Consider the following 13,890-nt stretch of genomic DNA (forward strand, 5'->3'; position numbering starts at 1 on the left):
AAAAACGCCGCCTTCCCCGGGGGAAGGCGGCGTTTTTTTGGGGCTAATCGCGCGGTGCGTCGGGATCGCGCCGGCGGGTGCTCTCGGCACCAAAATCGATATTGATGTCCGCCTCGGGCTCGGCCACGGGGGCTGCCTCGGTGCCGGAGAGTACCGCGGAGGCGGCTTCCTCGGCCTCGGCGGGCGTGAGTGCAGCCTCGGCGCGAGCCTCGGCCGCGGCGGCGTTGAGCTTTTTGGTCTTACGCATCGCCAGGAAATAGTGCACGGCGGCGGGGCCCACGGAGATGGCCACGGCGCACAGCAGGATGATGTCGATATAGGAGCTTACAAAATTGGCTACCGGGGGGATATATCCGATCAGATAGCCAAAATACGTCAGCCCCGCGCCCCAGATCATCGCGCCGATAAAGTTATAAAGCGAATAGCGACGGTAGTTCATATGGGCAACACCCGCGGCCACGGGGGCAAAGGTGCGCACCACGGGAACAAAGCGTGCGATCACAATCGCGAAGGGGCCCCATTTTTCGAAGAACTTATTGGTACGCTTCACGTTTTCCACGCTGAAGAGCCCGGATTCCTTGCGCTCAAAGACCTTCGGGCCGAGGCGATGGCCGATCAGATAGCCCACCTCGCCTCCGATAAACGCGGCCACACCGATCAGCAGGCACACGGCCCAGATGGGCATGCCCAGTCCGGAGGGGTTGGACTCGGGGTTGCTCATGAGGCCGGTGATCACCAGAAGGGTATCGCCGGGAAGCATGAAGCCCACGAGGAGGCCGGTTTCGGCAAAGACGATGGCGCACACCACAAGAACGGCGAAGGGTCCCGCCGATTCCAGAATATGCGTCGAGTCCAGCCAGGGAATAAGTCCGGTATGCACGGAAAGGTCTCCAGGGGTTGGCGGCCCACGCAGTTGCGTTACCACGAGGAAAGTACGGGTGTCAGTCTATCCGGTTGAGCACCCCCGGCGTCGGGGAAAATAGTCAATGTCATCCGTGCGGATGACGCACGTTCGTGAATTCTCGGCCGCGGGGCCCGGAATTCCGGGGCACATTCGTCGTGACGTCGCCCTCACCCGGCCGCACTATTAATCTTGCCCGGGCACCCGCTTGCCCTCCCCGGGGAGCGGTTCCCCGGCGACACCCATCTCGTATGGCCGCGCGGATATGTTCCCGCGAGCGATGCCTGCGATGGGTGATTTGCGAGTCGGGTGGGCCTCATGAGCCTGTTTTTAAAATTACGCACCACTGCGTAGTGCCTAAATAGTGTGCGGGCAGGTGGTGATATGTCCGCTCGGGAGCCTCTTTACGGTCCACCATGCGCGTCGCCGGTTGCCACGGCAGGCGGCGCTGGGACCCGCGCCGGCTGGTGGATGAGGAAAGGCGTTCAGCTGCGCTGGTCATCTAAGACCCTGATACCGCGAGTGCCCCGCAAATCGAGACGGCCCGGCGTCTGGGAGATAACGGGCGGCGAGGGATGCTCTCGCTCGCCTACGGACAGCAAGCCTTCACCCTCATCGCTACCCTCATCATTGCGGGAAGTGCTGCTCGTTTATCCGTTATCGCGATAGAAACCGATAGTGTCCGGCTTCACCTGGCCGGAGTCTCTCCGGTGCAGATCAAGAGGGCGATATCGATTCAGGCAGCGTGATTAGGTTCCGAGGGAACCTTAACAGGTGCGGGGGTTGGCCTCCTCAGCACGCAGCCTCGGCTCGACGCGACCGTCGCATTCACCGCGATTTTTGGGAACGTGACGGTGAGACGGGACGCGTTTCCGGTGGTCGTGGCCGTTGCCGTCCTGATAATCGTCACGGTCCTGGGGGCTATGCGCGCGGCGCTCGCGCCGGTAGCCGCCATTGCCGGCTTTATCGTATTTGTCCTCGGTTGTGTGTGGGCCGCCATCGTTCCCGCGTCAGGGTCGCTATCCCGGGATCTCGCACGAGCCGGACTGCGAGGACGGGACGGCCGAATTCAGGCCACGGCCACGCCGCTCATTTTTGCCCTAACGATATCTTCGGCAGCGATGGTCACGTTTTTTACCGGCGTTGCAGTGATGGGAGGCGCCGCGGAGGAGATATGAAGACCGGAGTGCTACTCGTACTGATTACGCCGAAAATCCTGGCCTGCTCGCTCGTGCTGATTTTGGGGCACGTGACTGCCGCTGCGTTTTCCCTCGATGTGGATGGGCGATCGACCGTGGCGGATGGCACGCTTCTCATCGCTTCCGGTCTAGCGTGGTTCCTCGTGGCCTTGATCGCGATTCTCCCGAGAGCTCGAGTAGCCATCGCTTTGTGTCACGTTGGTCATCGGCGCAAAGCCTGTTCGCTCGCGCTGATTGCATCTAACGAGAGCGGGGGAGCCCCTGCGGCCGACCGGGTCAGTTGTTAAGCGGCCGAGTGGTTCGGAGTGTGGCGAGTGCCGCCGCCGCGGTATCGCGGGCGAGCCGATCGTCCAGCGCGGCGCCCGGGGTCAGGAGGGCGCGGGCGAGGAGGGGGCCGCGGAGCTGATCGCAGACGGTGTTGAGGTCAACGCTCCCCGGGGCAATCTCGCCCCGCTCGATAGCCGAGGCAAGGGCGACGGAGATCCGCTCCCGGCGCGGATCCAGGAGGTTTGTGGCCAGTAGCTCGCTCAGCGCGGGATTCTCGGACGTGGCGGCCAGGAGGCCGGGAAGGTTCTTGCGCAGTAGCGGCGAGGAATACATGGCCACGTCCTCCCGCTGGATCATCAGTAAATCGTCCCCAAGCGAACCCGTGTCCGCGGTCGTCCCCGCCTCGAACCGCCGCGCGATGACCTCAAGCGCGAGGTGCGCGATGCTGGGGAAGCGGCGATAAAACGTGGGCCTTGTGGTGCCCACCTCGGTGGCTATCGCATCGATCGTGAGCGCGGAATAACCGTCTGTCACCATGACCCGCTCGGCCGCCTGGAGGAGTGCCTCGGTGATGCCCTGCGTATAGGGACGACCGGTTTTATTACTGGGCATGGCGTAACCTTACCAACGTTATTCTTCCGCGTTCGGTTCCCCCACGCCCCGGCATTAAATCACCCGCCTCCTTCCCCGCAGGAGCCCGCGAACGTTGGGAAGGGAATGCCCCGCGCGTCCCCTCCCGACGGCAAAAATGAATATTCCGCGATCGGTCCGTGGGAGGGAGGAACCGATCGATCCCTCCCGCGCGTGAACGACGCTCGCGGAAAAAGAGGTATTTTTCCCGCAATAAGTGCCGGGGCGGAAATGACGGGTGCAATAAACAAATCATGGGACGGCCTCGCAACCGGCGGCTTCGCGTTGATGGTGGTGTTGGTGTTGGTGGTGGCCACACCGGAGGCCGGGGGATCGCGGGCAACGACCCTGCGATCGATGGCTGTGCGGCAGACCCCGTTGATACCTGTGCTACCGGCGGGACTCGACCGACGCCTCCCGATCGAAACCCCTTGGGATTCGAGCTTTATCGGCCAGCAATACGAGGTGACGTTGAGCGTCGAGTATCCGCCCCGCGGTTGACACATAAAGAAGGGGCGGCACGAAATATCGTGCCGCCCCGTAGGTGCGCAAGAAGGGACTTGAACCCTCACGCCCGAAGGCACAGGAACCTAAATCCTGCGTGTCTGCCAATTTCACCACTCGCGCGGGTGTTTGGTAACGGAAATCATCCTATCCGAAATTTACCGCCAACCTCCGATCCGGGGATTCCCCGCGCGGGTGCGCGGGCTCAGGATAGGATGGTGCAGACATGTTAGAGCTTGACCTGAGCGACCAGATCGCCGCACTCCGGACCACCTTTGCCACCATTCGCGAGGTGATCGATGTGGACCGCCTGCGCTCCGAGATCGCCGAGCTCAGCGAGCAGGCCGGGGCCCCCAACCTCTGGGACGATCCCGAGGCAGCCCAAAAGGTCACCAGCGCGCTCAGCCATAAGCAGGCCGATCTCGCCCGGGTCACCAAGATCGCCTCCGGCCTGGACGACCTGGAGGTGCTGATCGAGCTCGCCAATGCCGAGGGCGATGAGGAATCCGCCGCCGAGGCCCAGGCCGAGCTGCTGGCCCTGCAAAAAAGCATCGGCGATCTGGAGGTGCAGACGCTGCTGAACGGCGAATACGATCCGCGCTCCGCCGTGATCACCATCCGCGCGGGAGCCGGTGGCGTGGACGCCGCCGATTTTGCCGAGATGCTGATGCGCATGTATCTGCGCTGGGCCGAACAGCACGGCCGCCCCGCGCGCGTGCTGGACACCAGCTATGCGGAGGAGGCGGGCATTAAATCCGCCACCATCGAGATCGACTCGCCCTATGCCTTTGGCACGCTCAGCGTGGAGGCCGGCACCCACCGCCTCGTGCGGATGAGCCCCTTTAACTCCGCGGGTAAGCGCCAGACCAGCTTCGCCGCGGTCGAGGTGGTGCCGCTCATGGACGTGACCGAGAGCATCGACATCCCCGATAACGATATTCGCGTGGATGTATTCCGCTCCTCGGGCCCCGGCGGCCAGTCGGTGAATACCACCGATTCCGCGGTGCGCATCACCCACCTGCCCACGGGCATCGTGGTGAGCTGTCAGAACGAAAAAAGCCAGATCCAGAACCGCGCCGCCGCGATGCGCGTGCTCCAGTCCCGCCTGCTGCTTGTGCAGCGCGAGCAGGAAAACGCCAAGAAGAAGGAACTCGCAGGCAATATCACGGCCAGCTGGGGCGATCAGATGCGCTCCTATGTGCTCGCGCCGTATCAGATGGTAAAAGACCTGCGCACCGACTACGAGGTAAATAACCCGTCCAATGTATTTGATGGGGACCTCGACGGCTTTATCACCGCGGGAATCCGCTGGCGCAAGAGCGCCGAACGCGCATAGGCCACGTACAGCCCACGCCCAAGTTCCGCCAAACCCGGCGGACTTGGCGTGTCTAGTCGTGAATTGCGGCGGATCGTGCATAGGCTCGAAGCGTCATGATTCGGTATGAGAACGTCACCAAAAAATATCCCGGGACCAAGCGTCCCGCGATCGATGGCATCGACCTCGAGGTTGATCGTGGAGAATTTGTTTTTCTCGTCGGCGCCTCGGGCTCGGGAAAATCGACCTGCCTGCAGCTGATCCTCAAGGAGGAGCGGCCCACCGAGGGCACCATTCACGTGCTCGGAAACGACCTCGGGTCGATTTCCAACCGCAAGGTCCCCTATTTCCGCCGCCAGCTTGGTGTGGTCTTCCAGGACTTCCGCCTGCTGCCGAATAAGACCGTATTCCAGAACGTCGCGTTCTCGCTCCAGGTCATCGGCAAATCCCGCGGATTTGTGCAGGAGGCCGTCCCCGACGTCCTCAAAATGGTGGGCCTGGAAACCAAGGCCGACCGCTACCCCCACGAACTCTCCGGTGGTGAGCAGCAGCGCGTGGCCATCGCCCGCGCCGTGGTGAATAAGCCCCCGGTTCTGCTGGCCGATGAGCCCACCGGAAACCTCGACCCCGCCACCAGCGCGGGCATCATGAAGCTGCTCGAGCGCATTAACGCCGGCGGCACCACCGTGGTCATGGCCACGCATGAGGCCGGCATCGTGGATAAAATGCAGCGCCGCGTGATCGAATTGGTGGACGGCCGGATCGTGCGCGATGAGCGCTCGGGTGGCTACGGTGATACCGGAATCATCCCCGAACTACGCCCGCAGATGGCCCGCGGCGAATCCGCGCAGGCAGCCGCCTCCGAGGTGGCCGAGGCCGCCCACGAGGCCGAGGAACTCACCCGCTCGCATCCCGTGGTGCCCGCGGAACACCGCGAATCCGACGTCGCCCAGCCCGCCACCACCTCGCTTCCCGTGGTCAACCCGACCGCCGATCTTGGCGATCACCTGGGCCTGGCCCAGAGCCTGGGCCTGCGCGGCCGCGACGGCGACGGCACCGAAGACGAGCAGAACGTAGGACCGGTTAAATGAGAGTCTCCCTGATCTGGTCCGAGGTCTTCACCGGACTGCGCCGCAACCTGTCGATGGTGGTCTCGGTCATCCTCGTAACGTTCATCTCGCTGACCTTTGTGGGCGCCGCGGCGCTTATGCAGATGCAGATCACGCAGATGAAGGGCTACTGGTACGACCGCGCCCAGGTGGCCATCTATCTGTGCCCCGATAATTCCCTCGCGGCCTCCTGTGCCGCGGGAGGGGCCACCGATGATCAGCGCGAGGCCGTGGAAAATACCCTCAAATCCGCAGCGCTCAGCCCGCTCATCGATAAGTATTATTTTGAGAGCAAGGACGACGCGTTCACGCGTTTCCAGGAGAAATTCGCCGGAAACGAGATCGCCCAGTTTGTGACCCCGGACCAGCTCCAGGAGACGTTCTGGGTAAACCTCAAAAACCCCGCGCAATCCGACGTGATCGGCGAGGCATTCTCGAGTGTCCCCGGCGTGGAGGAGGTCACCGATCAGCGTAAATACCTGGACGTGATCTTTAACATCCTGAATGTGGCCTCCTATACCGCGATCGGCATCGCCGGCCTGATGCTCGTGGCGGCCGTGCTGCTGATCGCCACCACGATTCGACTCTCGGCCTATTCGCGGCGCCGGGAAATCACGATCATGAGACTCGTGGGTGCCTCCAATAGGTTCATTCAAACCCCGTTTATCCTGGAGGGTGTGTTCTCCGCGTTTATCGGATCGCTGCTCGCGGGCGGCGCCGTGGTGGGAATAGTGCACTTCTTTGTGCAGGGCTATCTGCGCGATAACGTCCCGGCCGCGATGTCCAACCTGGTCGGGGTGGGCGATGCGCTGCTGGTTGTTCCCGTGCTGATCCTGATCGGAATGATCCTCGCGGCGCTCTCGGCCAACTTCGCAATCAGGCGCTACCTCAAGGCGTAGCCGGTTATTTGGCCCCGGCCAAACCGATATACTAAAGGGCTGTCCGGTTAGTGCCGGGCAGCCCAAGTATTTATTAAGGAGACAGACCCGTGCCCAAGGAACGTGGTGAAAAGGTTGTAGCCACCAATCGCAAGGCGCGCCACGATTATCTCATCGAGGAGACCTTCGAGGCGGGAATGGTGCTCTCCGGTACCGAGGTGAAATCGCTGCGGATGGGGCGCGCCTCACTGGTGGACGGCTATGCCTTTATCGAGGGTGGCGAGATCTGGCTTGACGCCGTTCATATCCCCGAGTATTTCCAGGGCAGCTGGAATAATCATTCGGCCCGGCGCAAGCGCAAGCTGCTCCTGCACCGCCAGGAGATTAATAAGATCAGCCATAAGGTGGCCCCCGGCGGCTATACGATCATCCCGCTGAAGATCTACTTCAGCAATGGCAACGCCAAGGTGGAGATCGCAATCGCCAAGGGTAAAAAGGAATACGATAAGCGCCAGACGCTGCGCGAACGCCAGGATAAGCGCGAGGCCTCGCGCGCCATGGCAATGCGCAACCGACTCGGCGACTAGCGGATTTCGGCGCGGTGCCCGGGATTCTCGGGTGGGCCTGCGATTATGGCAGCTATGACTGTCTCCCACGCCCTCCCCGTTCCCGGCACCGCCAATTTTCGTGACCTCGGCGGCTATCCCACCGTTGATGGCCGCCGCACCCGGCTCGGAGTGGTCTATCGCTCGGATGGCCTCGCGCACCTCGGTGAGGCCGGCCGCGAGGCGTTGCGCGGGCTGGGGATTCGCACGGTCATCGACCTGCGCGATGACACCGAGGTCAACCTGATGCCCGATGATCTTGCCGGGCTGGACGTCACCGTGCGCCGCAACCCGCTCTTCCAGGGTTCGCTGGACGCCCAGGCTGCCCCCGGATCCAGCCTCGACGGCATGTACGCGGATATTTTGACCACCCACGGATCCGTGGTGGCCACGGTACTGCGCGAGATCGCCGCCGCGGAGGCCGCGCCCGCCGTGGTGCACTGCACCGCCGGTAAGGACCGCACGGGCGTGGTGAGTGCCCTTGTTTTATTGACCGCGGGCGTTCCCCTGGACCTGGTCCTGGACGATTATGCGGCCACCGCCGCCAACCTCGCGGGGCCCTGGGTGGAGAAGATGACGGCCGCCGCGGCCGCGCACGGCATCGCGGTAACCCCGCAGCTGATCGCGCTCATGAGCGCGAGCCCGCGCTCGGCGCTGCAGGGGGCGCTCTCGGGCATCCTCGCCGCCGAGGGAGGCCTGGACGCCTATCTGGACGGCATCGGTTTTGGCGCGGAGGATCGCGAGCGCCTGCGCGGCGTCCTGGTGGAGCCCGCGGCCTAGCCGAGGGCCGCGCGGGCGCTCGCGTGCAGCTGCTCGGAACCGAGCCAGGTGATCGAGCGCAGGATCGTGCCGGCGAGCTCCTCCGGTCCGTTGATCTTCCAGGCGTGACCGCCGGTCACCGCGACCACCTGCTCCATCTCGGAGAGATCGGCATCACCAAACCCCAAAAACAGGGTCTGCACGGGGCGCAGCGGATCGGCGGTCTCGGCGAGGGTGGCCAGCGCATCCGGCAGGTTGATCCGGTCCGGCGCAAACTCGTCGCGGCCATCGGTGACCACCACCAGGACCGGCGCATGCGTGGTATCTCCCAGGAGGCGGGCATCCGCGACGCCATCCACCACGGCCTGATATAGCGGCGTCCCCACCGGCTGGGCGGTGAGCTTATCGGAACCCGCGCGCAGCTCCTCGCGGCTATCCCGCAGCAGGCCGGAGGACATCGTGACCATATCGCTGTCGCCGCCGATGCGATAGCCAAACTGACGCCACTCCACAAACAGGTTATCGGGCATCGTGGTGGCCACCACGTCGATCGAGGCGCGCATCGCCTCAACCCCGGACATCTGGCCCTCGGCCCGTTCGCCCATCGACCCGCTGACATCCAGGAGAATCAGGAGGTTCGCGGCCAACATATCGGGGTCCACCAGCGCGCTGACCGCAAAATAGCTCGCGGCCTCCACGCGCGGCAGGAGCGGCGTATCGGCATAGGAGGTGCTGCCGGCGGGCAGCAGGCCCAGCTCCTCCAGGCGCGGGGCGGGGGTATCGCGCGCCTCCGTAAAGAGGGTGTCCAGGAGGGCGGCCTGCGTGGGGGAGGCCGGGGCCAGCACCAGGGAGGAATAGTCCAGCGAGGCGAGCCCACCCGGGGGAATCGTGACGTCCGCGCGCTCGAGCGCGTGGAGCTCATCCACGGTGATGGTCACGGCGGAATCGGGAGAGGAGACCAGGCGCTCCAATATGGCACCCAGCTCGGCGGTGCCCGCCCCCTCCGGGGCGCCGGCGACCCGCGCGATCTGGGCGGCCACCTGGGCGGCCACCCCGGACTCGGCGGACGCGGGCAGGCTCACGGCCACGCCCTCGGGCAGACCCGCGGCCAGCACGCCGATCCACTCGGAGCCCGCGAGTAGCGGGGCCACCGCGGGAGGGGCGCTAAAAACAATCGGGCTGATCGCGAGTTCCGCGGCGCGGCCAGGCTCCACTCCCAGCGCCCCGGCCTGCTCGGTGGATTCCGCGACCCAGCCCTGCGCGATACCCGATCCCAGCTGGGCCCCCAGCTCGGACAGGCCCGCGGGCCGATGCAGGGTCAGATCGATGCAGCGATGCTCGGCCGCCTCCCGCAACAGGGTATGGGCACCGGCCGGGGCGATCACGCCCACGGGCTCGGAGAGCACCGCGCAGCCGGGGGAGGCGCCCGCGGCGCCGGCCTCGGGCACGGGATCGGCCGGGGAAAAAACACCAAAAAGAACCACGCCGGTCACGCCGGCCGCGGCGACGGTGGCAATCAGGGTCACCGTGAGTAGGCGCCGCCGGGCCGCGAGCGTCAGCCGGAGGGTGCGCCGCGAGCGGCGCGTGGGCGGGGTGCTCCCCGCGGGAGCCGATAACGGATCACGATGCATATTTTGTACGCTAACAGCGCGGCCGCCGCGCCCGGATTTTCCGGCAGTATTGTCCGAAGTTTTGGCGGGACTGTCCGGAAACTCCCTCCCGGGTGGCGTCGATATGGGCTATAGTGGAACTTCGCCGGGTTTCCCGGCTTGCCCGGGTTTTCCCGGTTCCTAACTCAACACGGTGTGCAATATGTGGCCCATTCTGCGGAATGAGCAGGGGGATGATCGGTTTCGACACTGCCTGCAAAACTGCGAGAAGCGGGCCGAGGATGCAGAGTTATCTCGTAAACGCTCTCTGTAAAAACAATAAGTGCCAATTCAAAGCGCACTGACTTCGCCCTCGCCGCCTAGGCGGGCCCGATAGTCCGTCAGACCGGGTGTGTCTCCGCCCCGGACCCTGGCGCCATTTAGGGGACTTGCTGTGTACTGACGCCTGGGCGGTACGCGGGACTTAAACTCTGGCTGGGCCTGTCGATCTAACTGCCTGTGGTAAAGATCGGGGCCGAGAAAACGTTTTCATAGGCTACGCCCGTAGAAGGCGCAGAATTACAGCAGTGGACCGGGGTTCAATTCCCCGCATCTCCACCACTGGCCACGTATTGCACACCGGTTGAGTGACGGTTTCTGCGGGGGTCCCCGCGCGCTAGGCTGGGTCGATGACCAGCACCGGCCGGGAACCCCAGCGAATTGAACTTCATCTGCGCGCCCCGAGGCCGCGCTGGGCCCCGCGCCCCACCGTGGTTTTTGGCGGCCGCGGCCAGCCCGCACAATGGGGCGTGGGCACCTGGATGCTTCCCGCGGAGCGCCCGGCGCGCGTGGGGGTATACCTGTTTAATCGCCTCTGGAAATATGGCGCCGCGAGCATCATCATCACCGCGGATGCCCCCGCGGTCCTGGAATACCGGGCGCCGCTCCTGCCGTTTTTGCCCGGAAAACTGCGCGCGCTTCCGGGGCCTGAGGCGCGCTAGCTGGCCCGCGTGCCGAGGATATCGGCCACGGCCCGCAGCGCGATTGCCGGGGCGAGCATGATGCCCGGATGGGCCACCGCAAGATAGAGTCCCGGGGTGCTGGAAAAGCCCAGATAGGGTTCGCCCCCCGCGGGCATCGGCCGCCAGCCGATCGTGGTGTCCAGCCATTGTGTGTGGTCCGCGCCGCGCAACGCGGAGCGGAAATACTCGGCGGCGGCCCGGCCGCTGCGTTCGAGGTCGGCCGCGTCGATTTCCCCCTCATAATCCCGCGGCATCAGCACCGTGCCATCGGGATACTGCCGCGCCTCGGCCTCGTCACACGCGATGATGCCGCGCAGCAGGCCTGGTGGGGCGTTCAGGCGCACCATCACGGCGGGGGCGGGTGTCAGGTTCATTTCCACGCCCGCGGTGGCGCAGAGCGCGGGGGAGCCGGTACCCGCGGCGATGATCACGGTATCGGCGTAGAGCGGTTTCCCGTGGGCCTCGACCCCGCGGGCCACACCCGCCGCGTCCCGCAATACCCGGGTCACCGGGGTGCCCGGCAGAACCCGGGCACCGTGGCCGCGCGCGGCGGCCAGCAGCGCCTCTGTGGCGCGCAGCGGATCCACCGAACCATCGCCCGCGCGATGCTCGGCCCGCGCGGGCGGGTTGAGCAGGGCGGGTTCGTGCAGGGAGGCGGTGGGCTCCGGCCTTGCCCCGGGCCGGGAAAAATACTCTCCCCAGACCAGCGCGCCCGAGCGCTCCACGATCAGGCCCGGAACCTCGCGGGCCAGTACATCCCATTCCTCGCTGCCCCGCGCGCGCAGATCCGCATGCGGGGTATCGCCCTCGGGGGAGCGGCCGATCCAGCCAAAGGAGTGCCGCGTGGCGCCGTGCCCCGCCGAGCCGGAATCCAGCACGCTCACGCGGGCACCGGCCGCGGCGAGCCGATAGGCCAGGGCCGCGCCGATGATTCCGGCCCCCACAATCAGGACGGTGGCGGGGGCCGCGGAGGGGGAAGCGATCACTACGGGGCCGGCAGCGTGGAGAGGAAACGCGAAACGTTCTCTCCGATCAGTGCGCGCAGCTGCGGATCGGAGAGCGTGGAGGAGCCATCGCCGGGCTGGGCGCCATAATCACCGAAGCCCGCGTGATTGGCGCCCTCCAGCACCAGAAACTCGGTATCCGCGGGCAGGTTATGTGCCGCGTCGGCGATCTTGGTGGCCGTGCTCAGGCCGTCGTTTTCGGCGGCAAGCGAGAGCACGGGCAGGGTGGCCGCGGAGAGATCGTTGACGCAATAGCTGCCAAAGAGCACGAGGCCCGCGGCCTGACCGGTATCGGCGATCTGGCAGGCGCGGACGCCGCCGAGGGAGTGCCCGCCCACGGCCCAGGAGATCCCGGACGGGGCGGGGGCGATCAGGGAATCCAGCGGGGTGGCATCCACGATGGCCAGGCCCAGCGTGGGGAAGGAGATGAGCACGGGATGCCCGGCCTCCACGATGCCGGAGAGCTTATCCATATAGCCATAGGGGTCCACCTTGGCCCCGGGGATAAAGACCAGGCCGGTGGGCTCGGTGGGAGTCTTCGCGGGCAGCATCAGGATGCCGGTATCGATGACCTCGATGCTCAGAGCCTCGTTATTCCAGGCGTGCAGCGCGGCCTCGCGCTCGCCGGAGAAGCGAATATTAATCCAGACGGCGGCACCCACCAGGAGCAGCACCACCAGGCAGGCCACCCAGATCAGGGTATTGCGGGCGATCCTCATGCGCCGTGGCCCAGGCGGGAGAGCACGGCCTCGTGCAGCGCGCCATTGGTGGCGAGGGCGCTGCGCCCGGAGATGGTCTCGCTGCCGTCCACCGCGGTGAAGCGGCCCCCGGCCTCGGTGACGATGGCCACAAACGGCGCGATATCGTATTCCTTCACGTCGAACTCGGCCACAATATCGATCAGGCCCTCGGCGAGGAGCCCATAGGACCACATATCGCCATAGGCGCGATCGCGCCAGACATCCTCGGCGAGCGAGAGCAGCTGCGGCAGATAGCCGGCATCGCGCCACTGGCCGATGGACTGAAAACTGAGCGAGGCATCGGCGAGGGAGGAGACGCCGGAGACGCGCAGCCGGCGCGGGGGCAGGCCGTCCTCACTCAGCCAGGCGCCCTCGCCCGGGGCCGCAAACCAGCGCTTGCGGAAGGCCGGTGCGCTGGCCACACCCACGCGCGGAACGCCGTTCTCCGCGAGGGAGATCAGGGTGGCCCAATTGGGTACGCCGCGCAGGAAATTGGCGGTGCCGTCGATGGGGTCCAGGATCCACTGCCGGGAGGTGGCACCCTCGGTGCCGTATTCCTCACCGAGAATGCCGTCTCCGGGGCGCTCGCGGGCGAGGATCTCGCGCAGGGCACGCTCCACGGCCAGGTCGGCATCGGTGACATGGGTGCGGTCGGGCTTGGTGGATACATGCAGATCGCCGGCCCGGAAGCGCTCAAGCGAGATGGCATCGGCGGCATCGGCGAGGCGGTGGGCGAGGGCCAGATCCTCGGCGGGGGAGGGCAGCGTCTGAGCGGTCATGGGTCCAGGATAGCGCGCGCCACGCCCACCCGGCGTGCCGAATTGGCGCCCGGACCCGGTACGAGGGTAATCTAGTGTTTTGTTCGGCCCACACGGGTTCAACACGCACCTCTAGCTCAATCGGCAGAGCAACTGACTCTTAATCAGTGGGTTCTCGGTTCAAGTCCGAGGGGGTGCACCGCGTGCCTCGGCCGCGCATAACTGAATAATTTGCACCTCTAGCTCAATCGGCAGAGCAACTGACTCTTAATCAGTGGGTTCTCGGTTCAAGTCCGAGGGGGTGCACCAACGGCCCCCGGTTTTCCGGGGGCCTTTTTTTGTGTCTTTTTGATATCAAACCGGGCCTGGCCCCCGTTTGGGTTACTGATATTTCCGAAAACTCGATTAGGATCGAGATCAGAGATAACACTCGTTAGCTAACTTGCGCGGGTGACCGGGGGGATATCGATGACACCGCAGCCGACATAGCGCCGCCCGGGCCGCGCCCTCCGTGTTTTTGCCGGGGGAAAGCCAGATAGCGATTATCCGGGCCCCTGCGGGCCCGGCGAAGATCCGGGGTTAGTGCGCATCCATCCCTGCCCCGCACGAG

Annotated in this window: 12 protein-coding genes, 3 tRNA genes and 1 other RNA gene; 9 read left to right on the forward strand and 7 right to left on the reverse strand. The window is 65.3% G+C overall.

Features of this window, described 5'->3' with window-relative positions; all coding sequences use genetic code 11:
• Window positions 1-43 precede the first annotated feature (43 nt).
• The 3 genes from KXZ72_RS14390 to KXZ72_RS14400 all read right to left on the reverse strand — a co-directional run bounded on the left by KXZ72_RS14390 (window position 44) and on the right by KXZ72_RS14400 (window position 3,624).
• Window positions 44-880 carry a DedA family protein gene (locus KXZ72_RS14390; protein ID WP_226081617.1) on the reverse strand — a complete coding sequence of 279 codons (837 nt, stop codon included), beginning with the start codon at window positions 878-880 and terminating at the stop codon, window positions 44-46.
• 1,496 nt (window positions 881-2,376) lie between these two features.
• Entirely contained in the window at window positions 2,377-2,979 is a 603-nt protein-coding gene (locus tag KXZ72_RS14395) for a TetR/AcrR family transcriptional regulator (protein WP_226081618.1), read from the reverse strand.
• A gap of 563 nt (window positions 2,980-3,542) precedes the next feature.
• A tRNA-Leu gene (locus tag KXZ72_RS14400) sits at window positions 3,543-3,624 on the reverse strand.
• Between the two features lie 103 nt (window positions 3,625-3,727).
• Between KXZ72_RS14400 and prfB the strand changes: the two genes are divergently transcribed.
• From prfB to KXZ72_RS14425, 5 genes are all read left to right on the forward strand, one after another.
• Window positions 3,728-4,837, forward strand: a complete 1,110-nt coding sequence (gene prfB, locus KXZ72_RS14405) for a peptide chain release factor 2 (RefSeq protein ID WP_226081619.1) — start codon at window positions 3,728-3,730, stop codon at window positions 4,835-4,837.
• Window positions 4,838-4,932: 95 nt separating this feature from the next.
• Window positions 4,933-5,907 carry a cell division ATP-binding protein FtsE gene (ftsE, locus tag KXZ72_RS14410; protein WP_226081620.1) on the forward strand — a complete coding sequence of 325 codons (975 nt, stop codon included), beginning with the start codon at window positions 4,933-4,935 and terminating at the stop codon, window positions 5,905-5,907.
• A complete protein-coding gene (gene ftsX, locus KXZ72_RS14415; RefSeq protein WP_226081621.1) occupies window positions 5,904-6,824 on the forward strand; it encodes a permease-like cell division protein FtsX in 921 nt (306 codons plus the stop codon). The genes ftsE and ftsX overlap by 4 nt, the downstream gene beginning before the upstream one ends.
• Window positions 6,825-6,913: 89 nt before the next feature.
• Complete coding sequence (gene smpB, locus KXZ72_RS14420; protein WP_226081622.1) at window positions 6,914-7,390, forward strand: SsrA-binding protein SmpB; 477 nt, start codon at window positions 6,914-6,916, stop codon at window positions 7,388-7,390.
• A gap of 54 nt (window positions 7,391-7,444) precedes the next feature.
• Window positions 7,445-8,188, forward strand: coding sequence for a tyrosine-protein phosphatase (locus KXZ72_RS14425; protein WP_226081623.1), 744 nt, complete (start codon window positions 7,445-7,447; stop codon window positions 8,186-8,188).
• Here the strand turns inward: KXZ72_RS14425 and KXZ72_RS14430 are convergent.
• Window positions 8,185-9,798 (reverse strand): vWA domain-containing protein, encoded by a 1,614-nt coding sequence (locus tag KXZ72_RS14430; protein ID WP_226081624.1) that lies wholly within the window; start codon window positions 9,796-9,798, stop codon window positions 8,185-8,187. The genes KXZ72_RS14425 and KXZ72_RS14430 overlap by 4 nt on opposite strands.
• Window positions 9,799-10,006: 208 nt before the next feature.
• Between KXZ72_RS14430 and ssrA the strand changes: the two genes are divergently transcribed.
• Both ssrA and KXZ72_RS14440 read left to right on the forward strand, forming a co-directional pair.
• Window positions 10,007-10,377, forward strand: a transfer-messenger RNA (tmRNA) gene (gene ssrA, locus KXZ72_RS14435).
• Window positions 10,378-10,445: 68 nt separating this feature from the next.
• Window positions 10,446-10,757: a hypothetical protein gene (locus KXZ72_RS14440; RefSeq protein ID WP_226081625.1), complete on the forward strand. Its 312-nt coding sequence runs from the start codon at window positions 10,446-10,448 to the stop codon at window positions 10,755-10,757.
• Here KXZ72_RS14440 and KXZ72_RS14445 read toward each other — a convergent pair.
• From KXZ72_RS14445 to KXZ72_RS14455, 3 genes are read right to left on the reverse strand one after another with little or no spacing between them, the layout of a single operon-like run.
• The gene (locus KXZ72_RS14445; protein ID WP_226081626.1) at window positions 10,754-11,764 is read right to left on the reverse strand and encodes an NAD(P)/FAD-dependent oxidoreductase; all 1,011 of its coding nucleotides are present in this window, start codon (window positions 11,762-11,764) and stop codon (window positions 10,754-10,756) included. The genes KXZ72_RS14440 and KXZ72_RS14445 overlap by 4 nt on opposite strands.
• The gene (locus tag KXZ72_RS14450; RefSeq protein WP_226081627.1) at window positions 11,764-12,501 is read right to left on the reverse strand and encodes an alpha/beta hydrolase; all 738 of its coding nucleotides are present in this window, start codon (window positions 12,499-12,501) and stop codon (window positions 11,764-11,766) included. The genes KXZ72_RS14445 and KXZ72_RS14450 overlap by 1 nt, the downstream gene beginning before the upstream one ends.
• Window positions 12,498-13,301, reverse strand: a complete 804-nt coding sequence (locus KXZ72_RS14455) for an inositol monophosphatase family protein (protein WP_226081628.1) — start codon at window positions 13,299-13,301, stop codon at window positions 12,498-12,500. The genes KXZ72_RS14450 and KXZ72_RS14455 overlap by 4 nt, the downstream gene beginning before the upstream one ends.
• Window positions 13,302-13,406: 105 nt before the next feature.
• On the opposite strand from KXZ72_RS14455, the gene KXZ72_RS14460 reads away from it, so the two are divergent.
• A tRNA-Lys gene (locus KXZ72_RS14460) sits at window positions 13,407-13,479 on the forward strand.
• Window positions 13,480-13,513: 34 nt separating this feature from the next.
• A tRNA-Lys gene (locus KXZ72_RS14465) sits at window positions 13,514-13,589 on the forward strand.
• Window positions 13,590-13,890: the final 301 nt, after the last annotated feature.

Origin of the sequence: Mycetocola spongiae (assembly GCF_020424085.1) — a bacterium.
GTDB lineage: Bacteria > Actinomycetota > Actinomycetes > Actinomycetales > Microbacteriaceae > Mycetocola > Mycetocola spongiae.